Annotated in this window: 19 protein-coding genes; 9 read left to right on the forward strand and 10 right to left on the reverse strand. The window is 66.6% G+C overall.

Annotated elements, in window-relative coordinates; all coding sequences use genetic code 11:
• Window positions 1–194: 194 nt before the first annotated feature.
• Window positions 195–383 (forward strand): hypothetical protein, encoded by a 189-nt coding sequence (locus J8I82_RS12330; protein ID WP_209757716.1) that lies wholly within the window; start codon window positions 195–197, stop codon window positions 381–383.
• Window positions 384–416: 33 nt separating this feature from the next.
• Here J8I82_RS12330 and J8I82_RS12335 read toward each other — a convergent pair whose 3' ends face one another.
• Window positions 417–3680 (reverse strand): bifunctional cytochrome P450/NADPH--P450 reductase, encoded by a 3264-nt coding sequence (locus tag J8I82_RS12335; protein WP_209757719.1) that lies wholly within the window; start codon window positions 3678–3680, stop codon window positions 417–419.
• A 167-nt stretch (window positions 3681–3847) separates the two neighbouring features.
• On the opposite strand from J8I82_RS12335, the gene J8I82_RS12340 reads away from it, so the two are divergent.
• Window positions 3848–4495, forward strand: coding sequence for a TetR family transcriptional regulator (locus J8I82_RS12340; protein WP_209757721.1), 648 nt, complete (start codon window positions 3848–3850; stop codon window positions 4493–4495).
• Between the two features lie 13 nt (window positions 4496–4508).
• Here the strand turns inward: J8I82_RS12340 and cyoD are convergent, their stop codons facing one another.
• The 4 genes from cyoD to cyoA form a co-directional block, all read right to left on the reverse strand.
• On the reverse strand, window positions 4509–4934 hold the full coding sequence (gene cyoD, locus J8I82_RS12345; protein WP_209757723.1) for a cytochrome o ubiquinol oxidase subunit IV: 426 nt from the start codon (window positions 4932–4934) through the stop codon (window positions 4509–4511).
• A complete protein-coding gene (cyoC, locus tag J8I82_RS12350; protein WP_209757725.1) occupies window positions 4931–5587 on the reverse strand; it encodes a cytochrome o ubiquinol oxidase subunit III in 657 nt (218 codons plus the stop codon). The genes cyoD and cyoC overlap by 4 nt, the downstream gene beginning before the upstream one ends.
• Window positions 5580–7583, reverse strand: coding sequence for a cytochrome o ubiquinol oxidase subunit I (gene cyoB / locus J8I82_RS12355; protein ID WP_209757727.1), 2004 nt, complete (start codon window positions 7581–7583; stop codon window positions 5580–5582). Before cyoB ends, cyoC begins: the two co-directional genes overlap by 8 nt.
• A 91-nt stretch (window positions 7584–7674) precedes the next feature.
• On the reverse strand, window positions 7675–8724 hold the full coding sequence (gene cyoA / locus J8I82_RS12360) for a ubiquinol oxidase subunit II (protein WP_209757917.1): 1050 nt from the start codon (window positions 8722–8724) through the stop codon (window positions 7675–7677).
• 143 nt (window positions 8725–8867) lie between these two features.
• On the opposite strand from cyoA, the gene J8I82_RS12365 reads away from it, so the two are divergent.
• Window positions 8868–10187 carry an MFS transporter gene (locus tag J8I82_RS12365; protein WP_209757729.1) on the forward strand — a complete coding sequence of 440 codons (1320 nt, stop codon included), beginning with the start codon at window positions 8868–8870 and terminating at the stop codon, window positions 10185–10187.
• Between the two features lie 475 nt (window positions 10188–10662).
• Here J8I82_RS12365 and J8I82_RS12370 read toward each other — a convergent pair whose 3' ends face one another.
• A complete protein-coding gene (locus tag J8I82_RS12370) occupies window positions 10663–11613 on the reverse strand; it encodes a GlxA family transcriptional regulator (RefSeq protein ID WP_209757731.1) in 951 nt (316 codons plus the stop codon).
• 416 nt (window positions 11614–12029) lie between these two features.
• On the opposite strand from J8I82_RS12370, the gene J8I82_RS12375 reads away from it, so the two are divergent.
• The gene (locus J8I82_RS12375) at window positions 12030–12380 is read left to right on the forward strand and encodes a hydroxyquinol 1,2-dioxygenase (RefSeq protein ID WP_209757732.1); all 351 of its coding nucleotides are present in this window, start codon (window positions 12030–12032) and stop codon (window positions 12378–12380) included.
• Between the two features lie 100 nt (window positions 12381–12480).
• On the opposite strand, the gene J8I82_RS12380 is transcribed toward J8I82_RS12375, so the two are convergent.
• Window positions 12481–13389 (reverse strand): LysR family transcriptional regulator, encoded by a 909-nt coding sequence (locus tag J8I82_RS12380; RefSeq protein WP_209757734.1) that lies wholly within the window; start codon window positions 13387–13389, stop codon window positions 12481–12483.
• Between the two features lie 152 nt (window positions 13390–13541).
• Here J8I82_RS12380 and J8I82_RS12385 point away from each other — a divergent pair, with 152 nt between their 5' ends.
• The 4 genes from J8I82_RS12385 (at window position 13542) to J8I82_RS12400 (ending at window position 17493) form a co-directional block, all read left to right on the forward strand.
• Window positions 13542–14723 (forward strand): M20 aminoacylase family protein, encoded by a 1182-nt coding sequence (locus J8I82_RS12385; RefSeq protein WP_209757736.1) that lies wholly within the window; start codon window positions 13542–13544, stop codon window positions 14721–14723.
• 24 nt (window positions 14724–14747) lie between these two features.
• Complete coding sequence (locus J8I82_RS12390) at window positions 14748–15764, forward strand: Bug family tripartite tricarboxylate transporter substrate binding protein (RefSeq protein ID WP_209757738.1); 1017 nt, start codon at window positions 14748–14750, stop codon at window positions 15762–15764.
• A 72-nt stretch (window positions 15765–15836) separates the two neighbouring features.
• A complete protein-coding gene (locus J8I82_RS12395) occupies window positions 15837–16745 on the forward strand; it encodes a DMT family transporter (RefSeq protein ID WP_209757741.1) in 909 nt (302 codons plus the stop codon).
• Window positions 16746–16869: 124 nt separating this feature from the next.
• On the forward strand, window positions 16870–17493 hold the full coding sequence (locus J8I82_RS12400; RefSeq protein ID WP_209757743.1) for a hypothetical protein: 624 nt from the start codon (window positions 16870–16872) through the stop codon (window positions 17491–17493).
• 21 nt (window positions 17494–17514) lie between these two features.
• On the opposite strand, the gene J8I82_RS12405 is transcribed toward J8I82_RS12400, so the two are convergent.
• Complete coding sequence (locus J8I82_RS12405) at window positions 17515–18444, reverse strand: 2-hydroxyacid dehydrogenase (protein ID WP_209757745.1); 930 nt, start codon at window positions 18442–18444, stop codon at window positions 17515–17517.
• Between the two features lie 24 nt (window positions 18445–18468).
• A complete protein-coding gene (locus J8I82_RS12410) occupies window positions 18469–19239 on the reverse strand; it encodes a class II aldolase/adducin family protein (protein WP_209757747.1) in 771 nt (256 codons plus the stop codon).
• 134 nt (window positions 19240–19373) lie between these two features.
• On the opposite strand from J8I82_RS12410, the gene J8I82_RS12415 reads away from it, so the two are divergent.
• Window positions 19374–20054 carry a Crp/Fnr family transcriptional regulator gene (locus J8I82_RS12415; RefSeq protein WP_284183057.1) on the forward strand — a complete coding sequence of 227 codons (681 nt, stop codon included), beginning with the start codon at window positions 19374–19376 and terminating at the stop codon, window positions 20052–20054.
• Window positions 20055–20258: 204 nt separating this feature from the next.
• Here J8I82_RS12415 and J8I82_RS12420 read toward each other — a convergent pair whose 3' ends face one another.
• Window positions 20259–21215 (reverse strand): Bug family tripartite tricarboxylate transporter substrate binding protein, encoded by a 957-nt coding sequence (locus J8I82_RS12420; RefSeq protein WP_209757751.1) that lies wholly within the window; start codon window positions 21213–21215, stop codon window positions 20259–20261.
• Window positions 21216–21224: the final 9 nt, after the last annotated feature.

Raw genomic sequence — 21224 nt, forward strand, 5'->3', positions numbered from 1 at the left:
CGCCGGTGTTGGTACCGCGCCCATCCCCGATCGCACCTGTGTACGGCGCCACCCAACACCGCACATGGTCGCCGCGCTGTCAGCATCACCCCCCAAGCCGTTTGCATGCCGAAAATGCTCTAATTCCCGACAGGCATGAGGATTGCAATTTCCCTGTCAGAGCACCCCGCTCGCCAATCCTTGGGAGAACCATCATGAGCACCCTGATCATCCGCGACCTTGCCGGTCACCGCCCCCTCGACGCCAGCGCCATGTCTGCGATTCATGGCGGCATCTATCGCACGCCGCCGCAGATCCTGGCGTTCGAACTCACCCATCTGCCAGCGACGCCCGATGGCCGTGTGCTTGGCACGGATGGCCAGTTGCATCTCCCTGTGATCTGACGGCACCTGCCGGGCGCGGTGACGTAACGATGGTCAGTTAAACACGTCTTGCCGGTAACGCCCGGCCGCTACCAGCGCCGCGAGCCAGTCCGATGCCGCCGCTTCCGTCATCCCGCCCTGCTCCGCGGCGATCCGGATCAGCGCCTGCCTGACCGCCGGCGCCATTTGCCGGCCGTCGCCGCACACATAGAACACAGCGCCTGCGTTCAGTTGCGCCCAGACGTCTGCGCGGCGCTGCCAGAGCAAATCCTGCACGAAGCACGGCGCGCCATCGACGACCGAATACGCCGCATGGACTTCGGCCACGCCCTGCTCTTGCCAGCGCGCGACGTCCTCACGGTACAGCCAGTCGTGCGCAGGATGCCGGCAGCCGTAGTAAAGCTGCACCGGCCTTACCGCCTTTCCCGCGGCCTGCTGCGCCGCGCGTTCCTCGAGGAAGCCACGGAACGGTGCAATGCCTGTCCCTGGCCCGACAAGGATCATCGGCACATTCGGCGCCTCGGGCGCGAAAGGCGGATTGGGCGTGCGGATCGCGCCCGCGATCACCGTACCGGGTGCGAGGCCCTGCAGCCAGGTGGAGGCCACGCCGCGGAACAGCCCGCGGCCCGACAGCGCCGGCGCGCGGACCGTGCCGACGGTGATGGTCGCCATGTCGGGCGAAACCAGCGGCGACGACGCGATGGAGTAGAACCGTGGACGCATCGGCACGGTGCAGGCCAGCAGGCCAGCCAGGTCCAGTTCGATCGCAGGAAACCGGTCGAGCACATCGCCCAGACCCAGCCTGCGCTGCGCGACCTGTGCCGCATGGCCGGCCGTTTCGTCGTCCGAGGCAAGCTGCTGCAGCGACTGCCGCGTGAACGGGCAACGGGTGGCTTGCGCCAGGCTGCGCAGCGTCTGGCGCGAAACGACATCCTGCAGCTCCACGAAATGCGTCAGCAGTTGCCGCACGGACAGCGCCTCGCCAACCGGCAGCCCGCGTGCCGCACCGCGCGCGGCGGACAGCGTGACGATGGCGTCCGGGTCGACATGGATCCGCTCGCAAATCGCCGTGACAATATCAGGCTGGTTCTGCGGATAGACGGCCAGGTGATCGCCGGTGTTGTAGCGCACGCCTTCCGGCAACCGCAGCCGGATGTCGCGCGTGGATGTCCGCGGCGCCTCGCGCGTGAAGTCCCACAGGCCGTCGGGATCGTTCACCAGTTCGAGGTTCGACAGGACCGTGAAGCCCTGTGTATTGGTCGGCAGCGTCGTCGCGCGGATCTCGGCCACGCCTCGCAACTGTACCTGCACCGCTGGCGCTTGTGGCGATCCGCCGGTGCCGTCGCCCCCCTGCAGCGCTTGCCACAGCAACGCCAGCCATCGTTCCGCCGCCTGGTCGAAGTCGCCGTTGCCATCGGCCTCGCCACGCGGCAGCAGTGGCGTGGCGCCGGCGCCGGCGAAGAATTCGAATACCCGGCGCGGGAAAGCCTGGTACGTGGGCCATTGCGAATTGCCGCAGCCCAGCACCGCAACGCGCAGGTCCGGCGCGCGGTATTCCTTGGCTGCGCCGCTGTCGAGCAGATCCTCGAAGCGACGCGCCGAGTCCGGCGCACGGCCGTTGTAGGTGGCGGCAACGATGACGGCCAGGCCGCTGGTCGGCAACGCATCGGCAATCTCGTCGAGGTCGCGCAGGGTAGCGTCGAAGCCCGCGGCAAGCGCGCCGGCGTGGACCTGCTCGGCCAGTTCACGCGCGGTGCCCAGGCTGGATCCGCACAGCACGGCAAGCGGCCGGCCCGCGCCCTGCACTTCCGCGCCAGCCAGCGGCGCCTGTTCTTCTCCGGCGACCGGTATCGCGACGATGCGCTCGTGCGGCCGGCGCCGGCGCGCGCGGACGGTGAAGCCGTCTGGCTTGATCGTCAGCGTTTCCTTGATACGGAACTGGTAGTCGTGCGCATCGGTGAACTGGAAATTGCGCAGCATCAGCGCCAGCGCCAGCTTGGCCTCGGTCAGCGCGAACTGGCGGCCAATGCAGGCGCGCTCGCCGTTGCCGAACGGCATGTAGGCGTGGCGCGGCAGCCTGGCTTCGTTCTCGGGCAGGAAGCGGTCGATATCGAAGCGCTCGGGATCGGCCCAGACCTTGGGGTCGCGGTGCAGCGCGGTCAGCACGACGGAAACGCGGCGGTCCTTGCGGATCAGGTAGCGGCCGTCGAGCAGCGTATCCTGGTACGGCGCGACGGCGAAGGCTGGCGCGGTGGGCCACAGTCGCAGCGTTTCCTTGAGCACGCGGTCGAGCACCGGCAGCCGTGCCAGGTCGGCATACACCGGCGCGGCGTTGCCGGGCAGTACCGCATCCACCTCGGCGTACGCCTGCGCCATCACGCCGGGATTGCGCAGCAGCTCGTACAGGGCGAAGGTCAGCAGCCCGCTGGTGGTTTCATGGCCGGCAATCAGGAAGGTGATGACCTGGTTGCGGATGTTCTCGTCGTCCAGGCGCTGGTCCGTGTCGGGATCGCGCGCTTCGAGCATCAGCCCGAGCAGGTCCATGGCGGCGCCCTGCCGCCCGCCTTCGTCGGCCGCGCGGCGGCGCTTGATCACGTCGTCGACCAGTTCGCGCATGAAGCGCGTGTCTTCGTCGAACTTGCGGTGTGCCGCATGCATGAAGCGGTCCTGCACGCCAAGGCGCGTGAGCTTGGACATCGCTTCTTCCAGCGCGCCGACCATGGCTTCGATAAACGGGTGCAGCTGCGCACTGGCGAACGAGTCGAAGTCATAGCCGAAGCCGGACAGCGCGATAGTGTCAAGCGTCAGCCGCGTCATGTCGTCGGCCACGGCGATATCGGCGTCGGGGCCCTGCCGTTCCCATTTGTCGACCAGCCGGTTGGCCACGCGCAGCATCACGTCGAAATAGCCCTTCATCGCGCGCTGGCTGAACGCCGGCATCAGGATGCGGTGCGCCTTGCCCCAGTTGGCCTCGTCGGTATGGGCGGTGAACAGGCCGTCGCCCGCCATGCCGCGCAGGTAGGACAGCGGCGGACCGATGTACTTGCGGAAGCGCGCCGCGTCGCACACCTCGGCAGCCAGCGCGACCGACGTCACGAACGGCACGCGCCGGCCGGCGAAGTCCAGTTCGAAGATGCCGTCATGGTGGCGGCTGCGCGCCAGCAGGTGCTGGCCCACCGCGCCCGGCTTGATCTGCAGCAGGTTGCCGACCAGCGGCCAGCCGGGATCGCGCGGGATTGGCCCGACCGCTGTCAGCGCGGCGGGATGCGTTGGCTGGGCAAGGGCGTCGGTGCCCGGTGACATGGTTGGCTGCGGCATGGCTCGGGGGCGTGTACGGTGAGGTCCGGGGGGCCGGCGGCGCGATTGCCATCTGCCGCCGTTTCGTCTAACGTAGACAACTGTCTACCCCGGCGAAGGGTAGACAAGCGTAGACACCGTGTCAACGCAGCGTGTCGACCAAAAACCGAGCATCACTACTAATCCGCATGGAAGCCATTGCCGACGGCAAACGCCGCCTGATCGACGCCGCGCTGAAGCTGGCCGCCGCCAGGCGCAGCTTCGCGGCCTTGAAGCTGCGCGAGATCGCGCGCGAGGCCGGCCTCAACCCGAATACGTTCTACCGGCATTTCCAGGACATGGAAGACCTGGCGCTGACTGCAGTGGCCGAGGTCAGCGCCGAGTTGCGGCCGATGCTGCGCTCGGTGCGCTGGGCGGTCGCGCGCGACAACCCCGGCGAGGTGGCCAGCCGCGCATGCGAGGCGCTGTTCCTGTATGCCCGGCATCACCCGGATGCGTTCGTGGTGGGAGTATGCGGCATCACCGGTCCGCAGCCGGCGCTGCGTGCGGCAATTCGAGCGGTGCTGGACGACATTGCCGCCGAGATGGCCGACGACATCGAGCGGCTCGAACTGTGTCCGCAACTCTCGCGTCCGCTCGTCGATGAATTCTGCGCCTATGTCGTGCCCTACCTGTTCCACCAGTGCATCGACTACATCGAAGCCAACAGCGCCGGCCGGCGCCGCCTGATGGAGCGTTCGGTGCAGCTGTGCTGCTGGCTGCTGGTCGGGGCAGCGGGACCCCACCCCGGGGGGCAACGTGCGCAAGGCCGCGCACAGAAGGCAGCGGCCCATTAGCAAGCATGCAGGACTACGGGGTCTTGGGCGGCACGATCGTCGCACCCGGCTCCACCGTGCGCTCATGATGCATCTTCGGCATCATGTTGCTGTTCAGGTGGAACATCACCCACAGCGATCCGGTCAGCGTGATCACCACCAGCGTCAGCGTGAACATCAGCGACAGCATGTTCCACCCGCCTTCCGATTTGGCGTTCATGTGCAGGAAGTAGATCATGTGGACCACGATCTGCACCGCGCCGATCAGCAGGATCACGATGGCGGTGGTGCGGGAATTCTCGAACACCCCGCCCATCACCAGCCAGAACGGGACCGCGGTCAGGAAGACCGACAGCACGAAGCCGGTCAGGTAGCCACCGAGCGTGGCGTGCGGCCCTACATCTTCCTCGTGCTCGTGGCCATGCCCGTGGCCGTCCAGCGTCTCGTCGTGTGTGCTCATGGCAGCGCCCCCATCAGGTAGACGAAGGTAAAGACGCCGATCCAGACGACGTCCAGGAAGTGCCAGAACATCGACAGGCACATCAGCCTGCGCTTGTTGGCGGTGATCAGCCCGTGCCGCGCCACCTGCGTCATCAGCACGATCAGCCAGATGATGCCGAAGGTCACGTGCAACCCGTGCGTGCCGACCAGCGCGAAGAACGAGGTCAGGAACGCGCTGCGCTGCGGCCCGGCGCCCTGGTGGATCAGGTGCGCGAACTCGTACAGCTCGACCGCCAGGAAGGCCGCGCCAAACACCCCGGTGATCGCCAGCCAGATTTGCGTGCCGGCGATGCGGTTCTGCTGCATCTGCAGCATGGCGAAGCCATAGGTGATCGAAGACAGCAGCAGGAAGGTGGTGTTCAGCGCCACCAGCGGCAGCTCGAACAGCTCGGCCCCGCTCGGCCCGCCCGCGTATTCGCGGCCCAGCACGCCGTATGCGGCGAACAGGCACGCAAAGACCAGGCAGTCGCTCATCAGGTAGAGCCAGAAACCGAGCAGCGTGCCGTTCTGCGGGTGGTGCTCTTCGGTGAGGTGGAAGGTAAAGCCCCCCGGCGGCACGTCATCCGCCGCGGAGGTGCCGCTCACGTACTGGGGATAGGTGGTCTCAGCCATGGCCCGCCATCACTTGTGTGCGCGCCGACTCCGTCCGGACCACTTGGTCGGCCGGAATGTAGTAGTCGCGCTTGTAGTTGAAGGTATGGATGATCGCGCCGATGATGATCGCCGCGAACGACGCCACCACCAGCCACCAGATGTGCCAGATCAGCGCAAAGCCGCACAGCGTGGACAGCCCCGCCAGTACGATCCCGGCCGCGGTGTTCTTCGGCATGTGGATGGGGTTGAAGCCCTGCAGCGGCCGTGTGTAGCCGTTCTGCTTCATGTGCCACCAGGCGTCGGTGTCGTGCACCACCGGCGTGAAGGCGAAGTTGTATTGGGGCGGCGGCGACGAGGTGGACCATTCCAGCGTGCGGCCATTCCACGGGTCGCCGGTCAGGTCGCGCAGTTCCTCGCGGCGCAGGAAGCTGACCACCAGCTGGATGATGAAGCAGGCGATGCCGATGGCGACCAGCGCGGCGCCGAAGGCCGCGATCTGGAACCAGATCTGCAGCGACGGATCGTCGAAACGGTTCATCCGGCGCGTCACGCCAAGCAGCCCGAGCCAGTACAGCGGCATGAAGGCGAAGTAGAAGCCGGTCAGCCAGAACCAGAACGAGGCCTTGCCCCACGACGAGACCAGGCGATAGCCGAACGCCTTCGGGAACCAGTAGTGGATGCCGGCCATCAGCCCGAACACCACGCCGCCGATGATCACGTTATGGAAGTGGGCGATCAGGAACAGGCTGTTGTGCAGCGAGAAATCCGCCGGCGGCACCGCCAGCAGCACCCCGGTCATGCCGCCGATGACGAAGGTGACCATGAAGCCGATGGTCCACAGCATCGGCGCCTCGAAGCGGATCTTGCCGTGGTACATCGTGAACAGCCAGTTGAAGATCTTGGCACCGGTCGGGATCGAGATGATCATCGTCGTGATCCCGAAGAACGAATTGACGCTGGCGCCCGACCCCATGGTGAAGAAGTGGTGCAGCCACACCAGGTAGGACAGCACCGTGATCACCACCGTGGCGTAGACCATCGACGCATAGCCGAACAGGCGCTTGCGGCAGAAAGTGGCGACCACTTCGGAAAAGATGCCGAACACCGGCAGCACCAGGATGTAGACCTCGGGGTGGCCCCAGATCCAGATCAGGTTGACGTACAGCATCGCGCTGCCGCCCTGGTCGGCGGTAAAGAAATTGGTGCCGACGTAGCGGTCGAGCGACAGCAGCGCCAGCGCGGCGGTCAGCACCGGGAAGGCGGCGATGATCAGCACGTTGGTGCACAGCGCGGTCCAGGTGAAGATCGGCATGCGCATCAGCGTCATGCCCGGCGCGCGCATCTTGACGATGGTCACCAGCAGGTTGATGCCGGATAGCAATGTCCCGACCCCGGCCACCTGCAACGACCATATGTAGTAGTCGACGCCGACATCCGGACTGTGGATGATCCCGGACAGCGGCGGATACGCCAGCCAGCCGGTGCGCGCGAACTCGCCGAGGAACAACGACATCATCACCAGGATGGCGCCGCCCGTGGTCATCCAGAAGCTGAAGTTGTTGAGGAAGGGAAACGCGACGTCGCGTGCGCCGATCTGCAGCGGCATGACAAAGTTCATCAGCCCCGTGACCAGCGGCATGGCCACGAAGAAGATCATGATCACGCCGTGCGCGGTAAAGATCTGGTCGTAGTGGTGCGGCGGCAGGTAGCCCGCGTTGTCGCCAAAGGCGATGGCCTGCTGGATGCGCATCATGACCGCGTCGGCAAACCCGCGCAGCAGCATGATGATGCCCAGGATCACGTACATGATCCCGATCTTCTTGTGGTCGATGCTGGTGAACCACTCGCGCCAGAGGTAGCCCCACAGGCCGTACTTGGTGACCGCGCCGACCAGCACCAGCCCGCCCAGCACGACCGCGATGAAGGTGCCGATCAGGATGGGCTCATGCAGCGGGATGGCTTCCCACGTCAGCCGTCCGAAGATCAAATTGGCGAGTTCCGAGCGCTCGGGCATGTTTGTCACCTGGGGCCTGAAGTAACCAACCGTGGCCGATGGTAGCTGGCCAGTACCGCTGGGAAAAATGAAAAACCGGGAGATCCGCGCCTTACTGCAGCAGCAGCCGGCCCTCGTTGCGGGCAACGCCGGCCGCGAAGGCAGGCGCAACCGCCTGGGTGTTGCTCGCGGTGCAGATCTCGCGTGACGGGTCGAACTTGCCGCGGCTGCGGTCGAGTGCCATGGTGTCGGCCATGCACCGGCCGCCGCTCACGCAGCGGTTCAGGATCAGGTCATAGAGTCCGGGTGCCACGCTGGCGTAGCGCTGCACCGGCACGCGCTCGCTGGGCTGCGCGAGCTGCAGGTAAGCATCCGTCGACAAGCCCTGGCCCGAGGACTTGACCTGCTGGATCCAGCGGTCGAAGTCTTCGTTCGACAGCCCGTGGAACTTGAAGCGCATGTTGGTGAAGCCCTCGCCGCTGTAGTTCGCCGACATGCCTTCGTACTCGCCGGGCTTGTTGATCACGGCATGCAGCTTGGTTTCCATGCCTGGCATGGCGTAGACCATGCCGGCCAGCGACGGCACGAAGAATGCGTTCATCACCGAGGTGGCGGTGATGTGGAAGGCAATGGGCCGGTCCACCGGCGCAGCCACCTCGTTGACCGTGGCGATGCCCTGCTCCGGATACAGGAACAGCCACTTCCAGTCCATCGCCACCACCTGCACCGGCAGCGGCTTGACGTCGGCGGTGACGGGCCGGTTGGCGTCAATGCGCGTGAGCGGGCGGTAGGGATCGAGCTGGTGGGTGCTGACCCAGGTCACCGCGCCCAGCGCGATGATGATCAGCAGCGGCGCGGCCCAGATTGCCAGTTCCAGCACCGTGGAATGGTCCCAGTCGGGGTTATAGGGCGCGTCGGTGGCGCTTTCGCGGTAGCGCCACGCGAATGCCAGCGTGAGGATGATCACCGGCACGATGATCAGCAGCATCAGGCAGGTGGCGATGATGATCAGGTCGCGCTGGCGCACGGCCATGTCGCCGGATGGCGAAAGCAGCACCGCATGACAGCCGGAAAGGCACGCTAGCACGACTACCGCGCCACATCCTTGCAGTAGTCTTCTCGGTACACGGGAATGCGGAACTGCAATGTCGAAGTGGCCCATAGTCACGGAAGTGGCGTCTGAGGAATATCGGCATGCACCGATGAATCCACCTTTCGATTTTCTATGGCAGTTTAGGCGCTATTCTTGTGACTGTGCGAGATTAAGTGCAGTATCGAAGCACTCCTGTCGAGAGGAGACTGACGATGGCCAGCCTGACCCACCAGCACCGAGCGTCGCCGACTGCACCTCCGGCCCCAGGCCACCATGAGGTGGCACCTGCCGAAATCGCCACAGGCGTGGTGATCGGGCGGGCATCGGAGTACTTCGATTTCTTCGTCTACGGCATCGCTTCCGTGCTTGTCTTCCCGGCGGTCTACTTTCCGTTCGCGAGCGAGCTGGCCGGGCTGCTGTACAGCTTCACGATCTTTTCCTTCGCGTTCATCGGACGGCCGTTCGGCACGGCGCTGTTCATGCGCATCCAGCGACGCTGGGGCCGCGGCATCAAGCTGACAGCGTCGCTGTTCCTGCTTGGCACCGCCACGGTGGGGATTGCGTTCCTGCCATCGTACGCGTCGATCGGGGCCGCATCGATCTACCTGCTGGCACTGTTCCGCTTCCTGCAGGGCATTGCCTTCGGCGGTTCATGGGACGGCCTGCCGTCGCTGCTGGCGCTGAACGCGCCGGAAGACAAGCGTGGCTGGTATGCGATGGTGGGCCAGCTTGGCGCACCCTCCGGCTTTATCATCGCCGGGTCGCTGTTCCTGTTCCTGCATGTCAGCCTGACGCCGCAGGAATTCATCGAATGGGGCTGGCGCTATCCCTTCTACGTGGCCTTCGCCATCAACGTGGTGGCGCTGTTCGCGCGGCTGCGGCTGGTGGTCACGCACGAATACACGCAACTGCTCGAAGAAGACGAACTGGAGCCGATCAGCACGCTGCAGATGGTCAATGCGCAGGGCTTCAACATCTTCCTGGGCGCGTTCGCAGCGCTGGCCAGCTATGCGCTGTTCCACCTGGTCACGGTGTTTCCCCTGTCGTGGGCGGTGCTGCACCAGGAGCAGACCATTTCCGAGGTGCTGGCCGTGCAGATCGCAGGCGGCTTTATCGCGTTTATCGGCACGCTGATCTCGGGCTGGCTGGCGGACCGCATCGGCCGCCGCACGACGCTGGCAACGATGGCGGTGCTGATCGGTGTCTTCAGCCTGGTCACGCCGTGGCTGCTGGGTGGCAGCGCCACTGGCCAGAATATTTTCATCCTGGTCGGATTCGGCCTGCTGGGGCTGTCGTACGGGCAGGCCGCGGGCGTGGTGACGTCCAACTTCGAACCCCGCTTCCGCTACACCGGGGCGGCGCTGACCACGGATTTCGGCTGGTTGTTTGGCGCCGCGTTTGCGCCGCTGGTGGCGCTGGGACTGTCTTCGCTGTTCGGGCTGGTGGCGGTGAGTCTCTACCTGCTGTCTGGCGTGATCAGCACGCTGGCGGCACTGCGCATCAGCCGGGCGCTGGGGACGCCGGAGCTGTAAGGGCGCGCCCGGTACGCGCCCCTCAGGACAAAAGGGAAGGGAAGAAAAAGGCGAAGAAGTTGGCGCCGCCAGGGCGGTGACGAACCGCGGCAGCGCCAGGCGAGTGCCAGCTGTCGATCAGCGCAGGCCGAAGAAGCTGAGCACCGCGAGGATGATGACAACCGCGCCAACTAGCCAGACGATATTCATGGCGGCTCCTTGGTGATGTCCGTAGGGACGTGGATAGGTGACGGGCCGGATGGCTCACCTGCCCTTGTCCAGCAACAAACGTGCCGTAGATCTGCACGCACTTTTTCATGGTACGCGGGCAGTATGCTGCGCAGGCGTGACGGCCGCGGCGCGAGCGCGCCAGGGGCCAGTGCAATTGCGTTAGGCGGTTATTACAAATACGTTTCAACCAGCGTGGCGGATGCGTGGCAGGTCTGCTAAGTCGCCCGCTAAGTCGACCAGCTGAATCGACCAGCTGAGTTGCCCGCTAAGCCGCCTGCGGTTCGACGCCGCGCGCCAGGCGCCGGATCGACTGCGGCGGTTGTCCAAAGGCCCGCAAGAACGCGCGCCGCATGCGCTCGCGGTCGCCGAATCCGGTATCCCGCGCCACCACGTCGATGGCGTGGCGCCCGCTCTCCATCATCAGCCTCGCGGCTTCGACGCGCAGGTGTTCGACGGCCTTCGCCGGCGTCTGGCCGGTCTCGTCCCGGAAAGCGCGCGCGAACTGCCGCGGGCTCAGATGCGCCGCCTCTGCCAGCTGCTCCACGGAAAGTTCGGCTTGCAGATTCTGCCGGGCAAAGTCCAGTGCGGCACGGATCCGGTCGGAGCGCGGCTCCAGGTCGAGCAATGCCGAGAATTGCGATTGTCCGCCGGCACGGCGGTGATACACGACCAGCTTTTTCGCCACGTCGCGCGCCACCGCGCCGCCGGCGTCCTTCTCCACCAGCGCCAGCGCCAAATCGATGCAGGCCGACATGCCGGCCGACGTCCACACCGGGCCGTCGATGATGAAGATGCGGTCCTCTTCCACCCCCACGTTGGGGAAGCGCCGCCGCAGCTGCTCCGCGTAGTACCAGTGCGTGGTGGCGCGGCGGCCATCCAGCAGCCCGGCCTCCGCCAGGTTGAAGGCACCGGTGCAGGTGGCCCCGATGCGCCGCGAGGTGCGCGCCGCACGTTGCAGGAAACCGACCAGCGCCGGCGGCGTGGGCGTGATGTCGTTGTCGCCGACCACCAGCACGGTATCGAAGCGGCGCCTGCCGAATGGCTCGGTGCTGACGGCGAAGCCGCCCGAACACATCACCGGTCCGCCCTGCTCCGAAAGCAGATGAACCTGGTACAGCGGCGTGCCGAGGGTCCGGTTGGTGAACTCCAGCACCGTTGTGACCGCCAGGTTCATCGCCTGGAAGCCGGGGTACAGGGCGAGGGCTACGTGATGCATGGTCGGCGTCCTTGCGTGGCAGTAAAAGTGGCATCTCGGGCTTTGATGCCACGCCATTGTGCCCCCTATCGCAGGATTGCGCGCGACGTGCCGCCGTTCCGCACTGAACCCGGACTGCCATGCATTCGAAGCCGTGCGCAGCGAACTTCAGCCGGCCCTTGTGACAGGCACGCCGCCCGGTACGGCGTGGGCCCCCGCCAATTTCCGCTCGCCAACGGCATCCCGGGCACGCGTTTGTACCGCTTTGTATCCGCGGGCAGCATCGATACGCGCCCTCACAGAATTGCCTTTAACCCGCTACAGGGCAGATACACCGGTCTCCTTTAATGCTTCTCGTGGCCGGCGGCAAAAAGCGAAGCCCCGGCCCCGCAGATACGCAAACCCGACGTAATCCACTGAACTGAAGGAAACCCATCATGGCTACCCAATTCACCCAACACATCGTCTTCGCCATCGCCCTGGCCGCTGCCGCCGCCGGCGCACAAGCCGCACCGGGCGCGCGCGACCCGTTCACCGATGGCGCTCGCGCCGTCCACGATGCACGCAGCCCGTTCGCCGATGGCGCGCGCAGCGTGCAGGACGCTCGCAGCCCGTTCACAGATGGCGCTCGCGGTGTGCAGGACGCACGCAGCCCGTTCGCCGATGGCGCACGCAACGTCGATCCGTACAGCGATGGCGCACGCACCCTTGCTGGCCTGGACCGCACCGGTCCCTCCGCCGATCCGGCGCGCGCAATCGATCCCTACCTGGACGGTGCGCACGCGTGAGTGCGCGGCACCGCCGTCGCGCTTCCGGGGCATGACAGTAAAGCTCGGTATCCGTTGCATCGCATGCAACGGTGGATGCAACGATACCGGGCCCTGCCCGTCAGATCTGCGGGAATGCTTTCATCACGTGCCGCAGCATGCTGCCGGCCACCGGCGAAAGGTGCCTGCCCGCCCGCGTAATGATGTGGATGCGGCTGTTGTTCAGGATCGGGTTGGCCAGCGGCAGCGACACCAGCTGCCTGAATTGCGCGCCCTTCAGCGGCACCGAGCGCGGCGTCAGGATGTAGCCCAGCCCCATCGCAGCAAACTCCCACAGCACCTTGAATGAGTTGGTCACCAGCATCGGCTTCAACGTGATGTGCTCGTCCAGCTCGGCCGCCTGCACGTGCTTGCGCACGCCGAACGATTCCGACAGCGCCGCGCCCTGGTGCGCCGCCAGGTCCGCCAGCGTCAGCGCGCGCCGGCGCCGCGCCAGCGGATGGTCCTTGCGCACATGCACGCGGATCGGCGACAGCCGCGAATAGTGCGAGCGCAGGCGCACATCGTCGGGCGGCTGGAAGGCGAAGCCGATATGCGCGAGGTCTTCCAGGATATGGCGGACGGTTTCGTCGGTGCCAGCCACCTGGATACTGCAGGTGACGTCCGGATGCTTGCTCAGGAAGCCGTGCAGCACCGGCTCCAGCACGAGGTCGACGAAGCCCTCGCCGAAGACCAGCTCGACATGGCCGCGCTGGGCATTCTTCAGGTTGTTGACCTCGGCCAGGAAAGTGTCGTTGAGATCCTGCTGGCGCCGCGCGAACAGCGCCAGCAGGCGCCCCGCGTCGGTGGCAACCACACCGCGCCCGCGCCGCTCCAGCAGTGTCAGACCGGTATCCTGCTCCAGCCTGGCCACCGCGCGGCTTACCACCGACGGGTCCAGCTCGAGTACCTCGGCTGCGCCGCGCACGGTGCCGGTTTCGATGATCTGCAGCAGGCACAGCGCCCGTTTGCGGTCCAGCACGTCATCCATGTCTTTGCTCCCCCTTTGCCTGGTCATGCCCGGTCATGCCGGGTCGTTATCCGGATTGTTGCTATTTATACAACGTTTCCGCCCCAGCATTGTCATGGATGCCGCGACCAAGGGCGTGGAGAATAGGCCGAAGACCACATACGCCGACAACCATGACCCAGTCCCCCACCGCCAGCCTGCGGCAGGCCGTCCAGGCCATCGCGCCGGAGTTTGTCCGGATCCGCCACCAGATCCACGCTCATCCCGAACTCGCCTTCGAGGAGCGCCGCACCAGCGACCTGGTCGCCGAACAACTGGTGGCATGGGGCTACGCGGTGCATCGCGGCCTGGGTACGACCGGGTTGGTCGGCACCCTGCGCAAGGGCAACGGCACCAGGGCGATCGGCATCCGCGCCGACATGGACGCGCTGCCGATCCAGGAGCAGACCGGCCTGGCCTACGCCAGCACCATCGTCGGCAAGATGCACGCCTGCGGCCATGACGGGCACACGGCGATCCTGCTGTGCGCGGCGAAATACCTGGCCGAGTCGGTCGATTTCAACGGCACGCTGAACCTGATCTTCCAGCCAGCCGAGGAAAACGAAGGCGGCGCGCTGCGCATGCTGGAGGACGGCCTGTTCGAGCGCTTCCCGTGCGACGAGGTCTACGCGCTGCACAACTCGCCGGGAATGCCGGTCGGCCAGATCGGCGTGATCGCCGGCCCGGCCATGGCATCGTTCGACCGCGCCACGGTCACGCTGCGCGGCCGCGGCGCGCATGGCGCCATGCCGCACCACGGCATCGACCCGATGCAATGCGCGGCCAGCATCGTGCTGGGCCTGCAGTCGATTGTCAGCCGCGAGATCGATGCGCTGAAGTCCGCCGTCATCACGGTGGGCTCGATCCACGCCGGCAGCACCTACAACGTCGTGCCGGAAAGCGCGACCATCAAGATCGGCGTGCGCACGCTCGACCCGAAGGTGCGCACGCTGGTGGAAACGCGCATCCGCGAGTTCGTCACGGCGCAGGCGCAGAGCTACCAGCTCCGGTCCGAGGTGGTCTATGAGCGCAAGTACCCGGTGCTGGTCAATCATGCCGCGCAGACCAAATACGCGCGCGAGGCCGCCATCCGGCTGGTCGGCGCCGACAATGTGGTCGAGCGCCCGCCGGTCATGGGCAGCGAGGACTTCGCCTACATGCTGGAACAGCGGCCCGGTGCCTATATCCGGCTCGGCAACGGCCTGGGCGAGGACGGCGGCTGCATGGTCCACAACCCCCTGTACGACTTCAATGACAAGGCCTTGCCCGTGGGCGCCGCATTCTGGGCGCACCTGGCACAGAGCTACCTGGTTTGAGCATCGCTTTTTTCGGGAGTCTTCATGTATTCACTGAACCGCCGCCGCTTCCTGCAACTGGCCGGCTGTGCCGCCGGCAGCCCGGCACTGGGCGCACTGGGCTCATTACCCGCGCTTGCCGCTGAAAACTTCCCCGCCCGGCCCCTGGCGCTGGTGGTGCCGTATCCGGCCGGCGGGGCCAGCGATACCTCGGCCCGGATCTTCGGCGAATCGATCGGCAAGAGCGTCAGACAGCAGGTCGTGGTCGAGAACTACGGCGGCGGCACCGGCCTGATCGGCGCCAACAAGGTACTGGCGGCACCTGCCGATGGCTACACCTTCTTCCACGGCTCGATCAATGAAGTATTCCTGGCCCCGCTGCTGAACCCGGCCGCACGCTACAAGCCGCAGGACTTCATGCTGACCGCGCCGATCAGCGATGCCAATATCGTGCTGATGGCCAGGAACGGCCTGACCGCCGACAACCTGGACAAGTTCCTCGACCTGGCGAAGCAGAGCAAGGCCAAGCCGCTGACCTATGCGACCGTCGGCATCGACTCGATCTATCACCTGATGGGCGACGCGCTGGCCGCCAGGCTCGGCGCACCGCTGCTGCACGTGCCGTACAAGGGCGGCGCGCCGGCACTGCAGGGCCTGGCCGGCGGCGAAGTCGACTTCGCCATCCTGCCCTACCAGTCGAGCTTCGACGCCATGCAGCAGCAGGGCCGGCTGCGCATCCTGACCAGTTTCTCCAGGGCGCTGCCGCCGGCGCTGAAGCATATCCCGCTGATCTCGCAAAGCAAGCAGATTCCCGACTTCGAATACAGCATCGGCGGCGGCTACTTCGTCAAGGCAGGCACGCCCGCGGAGCGGGTCGCCGTCCTGCGCAAGGCGATCTGCGAAGCGCTGGCCAGGCCGGATATCCTGGGCAAGCTGGAGGCGGAAGGACGCACCGTCGCAAAGCCCATCGACAGCCAGGCCCAGGCGAACCAGGCGTTCGACCAGTACATGACGCGGGTCACGCAGCTGATCCGCAGCGTGGGTCGCAAGACCAACGCCTGATTTTCGGTCCCGCCGCTGCGGACCGTGCCGGTGTTGGCGGATAATGCGCGATTCGCCAACATCGCCTTAACCATGCAAGCTAGCCGCGCCGGCTCCGGACGCATCGACTGGACCACCCTGTTCCTGCTGACCTTCCCGCCGCTGAGCTGGGCCGGCAATGCCATCGTCGGGCGCATCGCCGCCGGCACGATTCCGCCGATCACGCTGAACGCCGTGCGCTGGGTGCTGGCTGGCCTGCTGCTCGCGCCATTTGCCTGGCGCGGCGTGCTGGAGCATCGTGCGGCGCTGCGCCGGCACGCCGGCGTCATCATGGCCATGGGCGTGCTGTCCATCGGCAGCTATAACGCGCTGCAGTACCTGGCACTGACCACGTCGACCCCGATCAACGTAACGCTGATCGGCGCGTCCACGCCGCTGTTCCTGATCGTGATCGGCGCGCTGTTCTTCCGCGAACGCGTCAAGCCAGTGCAGGTCGCCGGTGCGTTGCTGTGCCTGGTCGGCGTGTCCTTCGTGCTGGTGCGCGGCGAGCCGGCGCGGCTGGCCCAGCTCGACCTCGTGCCCGGCGACCTCTACATGCTGGCGGCCACCATTGCCTGGAGCGCCTATACCTGGCTGCTGCGCAAGCAACGGCCCGACGTGCCGCTTCCGGTGCTGTTGTTCGCCCAGATCGTCGCCGGCGTGCTGGCGAGCGCGCCGGTGACGGCATGGGAACTGATGGCCCAGGACCAGCCGCTGCCATGGAACGGCAAGGTCGCCGCAATCCTGATGTACGTGGCGACGATTCCCTCGCTTCTGGCCTACTTCGCCTGGGACCGTGCCATTGCCCGGGCTGGCGCGCAGCTGCCAGTGTTCTTCATCACCCTGACACCGGTGTTCGCGGCGCTGCTATCCACGCTGCTGCTGGGCGACTGGCCGCGGTGGTACCACGGGGTCGGGCTGGCGACAATCGGGGCGGGGATCTGGCTGGCGCAGCGGCGGTAGGAAGCTGCGCGACGACTGCGGTCGGGTCAGGTTGTGTTGTGTCCCCCCGGTGCGCACGGGAAAAGCCGTAGAATCCGCGCTGACCTATCGATCCGAACCCGTGAATCCGTTCAGCACCCCGAAGATGAAGAAGGCTCTCCCTCTCTGCGCCGCCCTGCTGGCCGCGTTTGCAGCTTTTGCCGCGCATGCCGCACCGCCCGCGGCCGCCAATGCCACCGCCGCCACCGCTCCCACCACCAGCACCACCGCTGCCGCCTCCAACACCGCGGCACCGCTCGGCCTGGAGCTCGGCAAGTCGAAATGCGCACGGCTTGCCCCGGCGGAAAACCACGTCCGCACCGGCAAGTCCGAATGGGCCGGCGGCGATGCGGTGGAACTCAAGCGCCTGGAGCGGTTCCACCTGCCTGGCCTGACGCGCGTGACGCTGAACTGCGACGCGCAGGATACGGTGGCGTTGATCACCATGACCTTCGACCGTTCTGCGCTGGACGACGTCCGCGGCAAGCTCGATGCGCGCTACGCCTCGCTGCGCAAGACCGAAGCCTCGGCGGAGAACGGCTATGCGGAATGGGCCGCGGCCAATGGCAGCCTGGAACTGCTGTACGGCCGTGACGGCAAGCACTTCACCGTGGCCTACTGGGCGCGCAACGCCAAGGCAAAGTATTTCTCCTACAGCGGTGCCGGCAGCAAGCCGGCCGCTGCGTCCGCACCTGCAGCACCGGCGGCGGCGCAGCCCGCGCCGCTGTAACGCAACCCCGGGGCGCGCCGCTCAGTAGCCGGCCTGCCGGTCGACCTGGTTCAGCAGCGGCCGCCCGTCGCGCGCGCGGCGCAGGTTTTCGATGCACTGCTGCGCTACCAGCTCGTACGACGGATCGGCAGCGATATGCGGCGTCGCTTCGATGCGCGGGTGAGTCCAGACCGGGTCGTCGGCTGCCGGCGGCTCCTTGGCGAACACGTCCAGCGCCGCGCCGGAAAGGTGGCCTTCGTCGATCAGCGCGAGCAGGTCGGCTTCGACCACATGCTCGCCACGCCCCACGTTGATAAGGTAAGCGCCCTGCGGCAGCCGCGACAGCGTCCTGCGGTCGAGCATGCCGTCGGTCTGCGGCGTCAGCGGCAGCGTGCAGACCAGGATATCGGTCTGCGCCAGCATGGCATCCAGCCCGTCCTCGCCGGTGAAGTCCGCCACGCCGGGAAGGTGCTTGGGGCTGCGGCTCCAGCCCGCCACCGGGAAGCCGATGGCCGCGAACATGCGCGCCACCTCGCTGCCGATCTCGCCCAGCCCCAGCACGCCCACGCGGCAGCCCGACAGCGCGCGCCCGCGATGGCGCTTCCATTCGCCGCGGCGCTGCTGCCCGGCATACACGCCCAGCTCGCGGGTATGGCGCAGCGCCATCGCCAGCACGAAGTGGGCGATGCCGGTCTGCTGGCCGGGATCGACGATGCGCGTGACCGGCATGTCCTGCGGCAGGTCCGGCGCGGCCAGCAGCTTGTCGACGCCGGCGGTGGCGGCGCAGACCAGCCGCAGCTTCGGGTAGGCCGGCAGCACGCCCGGCTTCAGGCCCCAGGCGATGATGGCCTCGACCTCTTCCGGCACGGCGGCTTCGCGGCCGTTCCAGACGGTGATATCCGGCGCCGCCTCGCGCAGCAAGGCGGTGATGGGGACCGCCATGAAGGACGGCAGGTGAACAAGGATGGCCATGGTCGGTTGCAGCTCAGTAGCGGCTCAGTTGCGATAGTCGGGGTTGATGCGATCGAGCCGGCGCAGCAGGCCCGGCCAGGCCAGGTTCGAGCCCTTGCCCTTGGTGGCCTGGCGCGCCTGCTGGCCCATGTTGGCGCTGGCGGATTCCGGCACCATGGTCAGCGGCGTGCCGCCGCTCTGCGCCAGGATCTGGATGCGGCAGGCGGACTCGAGCGTATACATGGTCAGGAACGCATCGGACACGGTGCGCCCGCACGTCAGCAGGCCATGGTTGCGCAGGATCATCTGCTTGCAGCGGCCCAGGTCGGCCACCAGCCGCGCCTTCTCGTCCTCGCGCAGCGCCACGCCTTCATAGTCGTGGTAGGCCAGGCCGGTCAGCGCGAACATCGATTGCTGCGAGATCGGCAGCAAACCGGCCTGCTGCGCCGAGACGGCAACGCCGTGCGAGGTATGGGTATGCATCACGCAGCCGACTTCGGGGCGCGCTTCGTGCACCGCGCTGTGGATGATGAACCCGGCCGGATTGACGTCGTACGGCGTTTCCAGCACGGGCTCGCCCTCATGGTCGACCTTGACCAGGCTCGACGCGGTGATCTCGTCGAACATCATGCCGTACGGATTGATCAGGAACTGGTCCGGCGCATCGGGCACGCGCGCCGAGATATGCGTGAAGATCAGGTCGTCCCAGCCGAAGTGGGCCACCAGCCGGTAGGCCGCCGCAAGGTCGACCCGCATTTGCCATTCCGCGTCGGAAACGCGGTCTCTTACTGAATCGACGAGCTGAATCTGCGCCATCTGCGTGGTCTCCCGGGGGGTGAGGTGTGTGACTGGACGCAGGCATTGTCGCGGCGCACCGTGCCAAAGTCTGTTAAGTATTAGACAATCTCGGCTCAACCGGAACGGCAATGAGAGGGCAGGTGGCGAGCAAAGTGAAGCGCATCGAACCCGCGCGGGCGCTGCCGCGCGGCGTGCTGGCCAGCGGCTGGCTGCGCAATGCGCCGCCCGGCGTGCTCGACGCCGTGGCCGGCGCGGCACGCCGTCTGCGCTTCGCCGATGGCGAGATGGTGTTCGCGCGCGGCGATCCGCCGACTTACTTCTGCATGGTGGTGTCGGGGCGCGTGCGCATGAGCCGGGTCAGCAGCGGCGGGCGCGAGTCGGTGTATTCGGTGATCGGGCGCGGCCGGTGGTTCGGCGAGATCTCGCTGCTCGACGGCAAGCCGCGCACGCATGACGCCTTCGCGGTCGGCAATACCGAGTTGCTGGTGCTGGACCGGCGCGCGTTCGACCGGATCCTGGCGCAGCATCCCGAGGGGATGCAGTTGATCGTGCAGCAGATCTGCGCGCGGCTGCGTGTGGCCTTCGACCACGCCGAGAGCGCGGCGCAGGCGCCGGTCGATGCGCGCATGGCGGCGCGGCTGCTGGAGCTGGCCGACCGCACCGACCATGTCGTGCACATCAGCGCCGAAGACCTGGGCGACATGGTCAACCGCTCGCGCCAGACGGTGGCCAAGTATCTGCAGGCATGGGAAGACGCCGGGTGGATCCGGCGCCAGTACCGGCACATCGAACTGCTGGAGCCGGGAGCGCTCAAGCGCCTGGCGCGGGGCTGAGCGCTGCAAACGGAAAGGCGCTAGCTGACGCCCCTCGCAGTGGCTCCCCTCTCCCGCGAAGTGGGAGAGGGGTTGGGGGTGAGGGGCGGAGTATCCACGAAGTGAGCTGGCATCGTCCTTGCCAAAAGCCCGCCCTCACCCCCTGCCCCTCTCCCGCAAGCGGGAGAGGGGGTGCAATCCAGCGGGAGCAATCCCGCGGGGCGCTCAGTCAGCCGTGATCTTGCCCACCTCGATCACCTTTTTCCAGCGCGCATACTCCGACGCCTGGAACGCCGCGAACTGCTCGGGCGTATTGGCGACGATCTCGAAGCCCAGGTCAAGCAGCTTGGGCTTGACCGCGGGATCGTTGAGCGCCGCGACCACGGCGGAATGCAGCTTGGCCTTGATCTCCGGGGCGAGCCCCTTCGGCGCCGCCACGGCCTGCCACGAATAGACCGTCACGCCCTTCACGCCTGCCTCATCCATCGTCGGCACGTCAGGCAGGATCGGCGAGCGCTTGCTGCTGGTGATGGCCAGCGCGCGCAGCTTGCCAGCCTTGATATGCGGAATCGCGGTGTTGATGTTCATGAAGGTCGCATCGACCTGCCCGCCCAGCAGGTCGTTCAGCGCCGGCGCGCCGCCCTTGTACGGCACGTGCAGGCCGGTGGTGCCGGTCTGCTGCCAGAACAGCTCGGCGGTCAGGTGGTCGCTGGTGCCATTGCCGGCCGAGGCGAAGGTCATCTTGCTGGGATGGGCCTTCTCGTAGGCAATCACGTCCTGCAGGCTCTTGTGCGGCGAGCTGGCGGGAACGGCCAGCACATTGGGCGCCTGCACCGCCACGCTGATGTAGTCGAAGTCCTTGAGCGGATCGTAGCCGGCGTTCTTGGTCAGGTGCGGCCCGATCACGAACGGGCCCAGCGACGACACGAACACGGTGTAGCCGTCCGCCGGTGCGCGCTTGACCATGGCGGCGCCGATCATGCCGGCCGCGCCCGGCTTGTTGTCGACCACGAAGCTGCCGCCGAACTGCGACTGCATCTTGGCGCCCAGGATGCGGGCGACGTTGTCGCTGGAGCCGCCCGCGGGGAATGGCACCAGCAACGTGACGGGCTTTTCCGGCCAGGCGGCGTGCGCGGTGGCCATGGCTGCGCCAAGCAGCAGGGATGCGATCAGCTTTTTCATGGGTTGTCT

The sequence above is a fragment of the Cupriavidus consociatus genome, from assembly GCF_017814975.1.
In the GTDB taxonomy this organism is placed as follows: domain Bacteria; phylum Pseudomonadota; class Gammaproteobacteria; order Burkholderiales; family Burkholderiaceae; genus Cupriavidus; species Cupriavidus consociatus.

Excerpts from the sequence above, each read along its gene's own strand:
- J8I82_RS12410 (WP_209757747.1), bottom strand. The coding sequence starts at position 19,239 with ATGGCGCAGATTCAGCTCGTCGATTCAGTAAGAGACCGCGTTTCCGAC.
- J8I82_RS12395 (WP_209757741.1), top strand. The coding sequence starts at position 15,837 with ATGCAAGCTAGCCGCGCCGGCTCCGGACGCATCGACTGGACCACCCTG.
- J8I82_RS12340 (WP_209757721.1), top strand. The coding sequence starts at position 3,848 with ATGGAAGCCATTGCCGACGGCAAACGCCGCCTGATCGACGCCGCGCTG.
- J8I82_RS12390 (WP_209757738.1), top strand. The coding sequence starts at position 14,748 with ATGTATTCACTGAACCGCCGCCGCTTCCTGCAACTGGCCGGCTGTGCC.
- J8I82_RS12380 (WP_209757734.1), bottom strand. The coding sequence starts at position 13,389 with ATGGATGACGTGCTGGACCGCAAACGGGCGCTGTGCCTGCTGCAGATC.
- J8I82_RS12335 (WP_209757719.1), bottom strand. The coding sequence starts at position 3,680 with ATGCCGCAGCCAACCATGTCACCGGGCACCGACGCCCTTGCCCAGCCA.
- J8I82_RS12385 (WP_209757736.1), top strand. The coding sequence starts at position 13,542 with ATGACCCAGTCCCCCACCGCCAGCCTGCGGCAGGCCGTCCAGGCCATC.
- J8I82_RS12365 (WP_209757729.1), top strand. The coding sequence starts at position 8,868 with ATGGCCAGCCTGACCCACCAGCACCGAGCGTCGCCGACTGCACCTCCG.
- J8I82_RS12370 (WP_209757731.1), bottom strand. The coding sequence starts at position 11,613 with ATGCATCACGTAGCCCTCGCCCTGTACCCCGGCTTCCAGGCGATGAAC.
- J8I82_RS12420 (WP_209757751.1), bottom strand. The coding sequence starts at position 21,215 with ATGAAAAAGCTGATCGCATCCCTGCTGCTTGGCGCAGCCATGGCCACC.
- J8I82_RS12405 (WP_209757745.1), bottom strand. The coding sequence starts at position 18,444 with ATGGCCATCCTTGTTCACCTGCCGTCCTTCATGGCGGTCCCCATCACC.
- cyoB (WP_209757727.1), bottom strand. The coding sequence starts at position 7,583 with ATGCCCGAGCGCTCGGAACTCGCCAATTTGATCTTCGGACGGCTGACG.
- J8I82_RS12375 (WP_209757732.1), top strand. The coding sequence starts at position 12,030 with ATGGCTACCCAATTCACCCAACACATCGTCTTCGCCATCGCCCTGGCC.
- cyoA (WP_209757917.1), bottom strand. The coding sequence starts at position 8,724 with ATGGGCCACTTCGACATTGCAGTTCCGCATTCCCGTGTACCGAGAAGA.
- cyoC (WP_209757725.1), bottom strand. The coding sequence starts at position 5,587 with ATGGCTGAGACCACCTATCCCCAGTACGTGAGCGGCACCTCCGCGGCG.
- cyoD (WP_209757723.1), bottom strand. The coding sequence starts at position 4,934 with ATGAGCACACACGACGAGACGCTGGACGGCCACGGGCATGGCCACGAG.
- J8I82_RS12400 (WP_209757743.1), top strand. The coding sequence starts at position 16,870 with ATGAAGAAGGCTCTCCCTCTCTGCGCCGCCCTGCTGGCCGCGTTTGCA.
- J8I82_RS12330 (WP_209757716.1), top strand. The coding sequence starts at position 195 with ATGAGCACCCTGATCATCCGCGACCTTGCCGGTCACCGCCCCCTCGAC.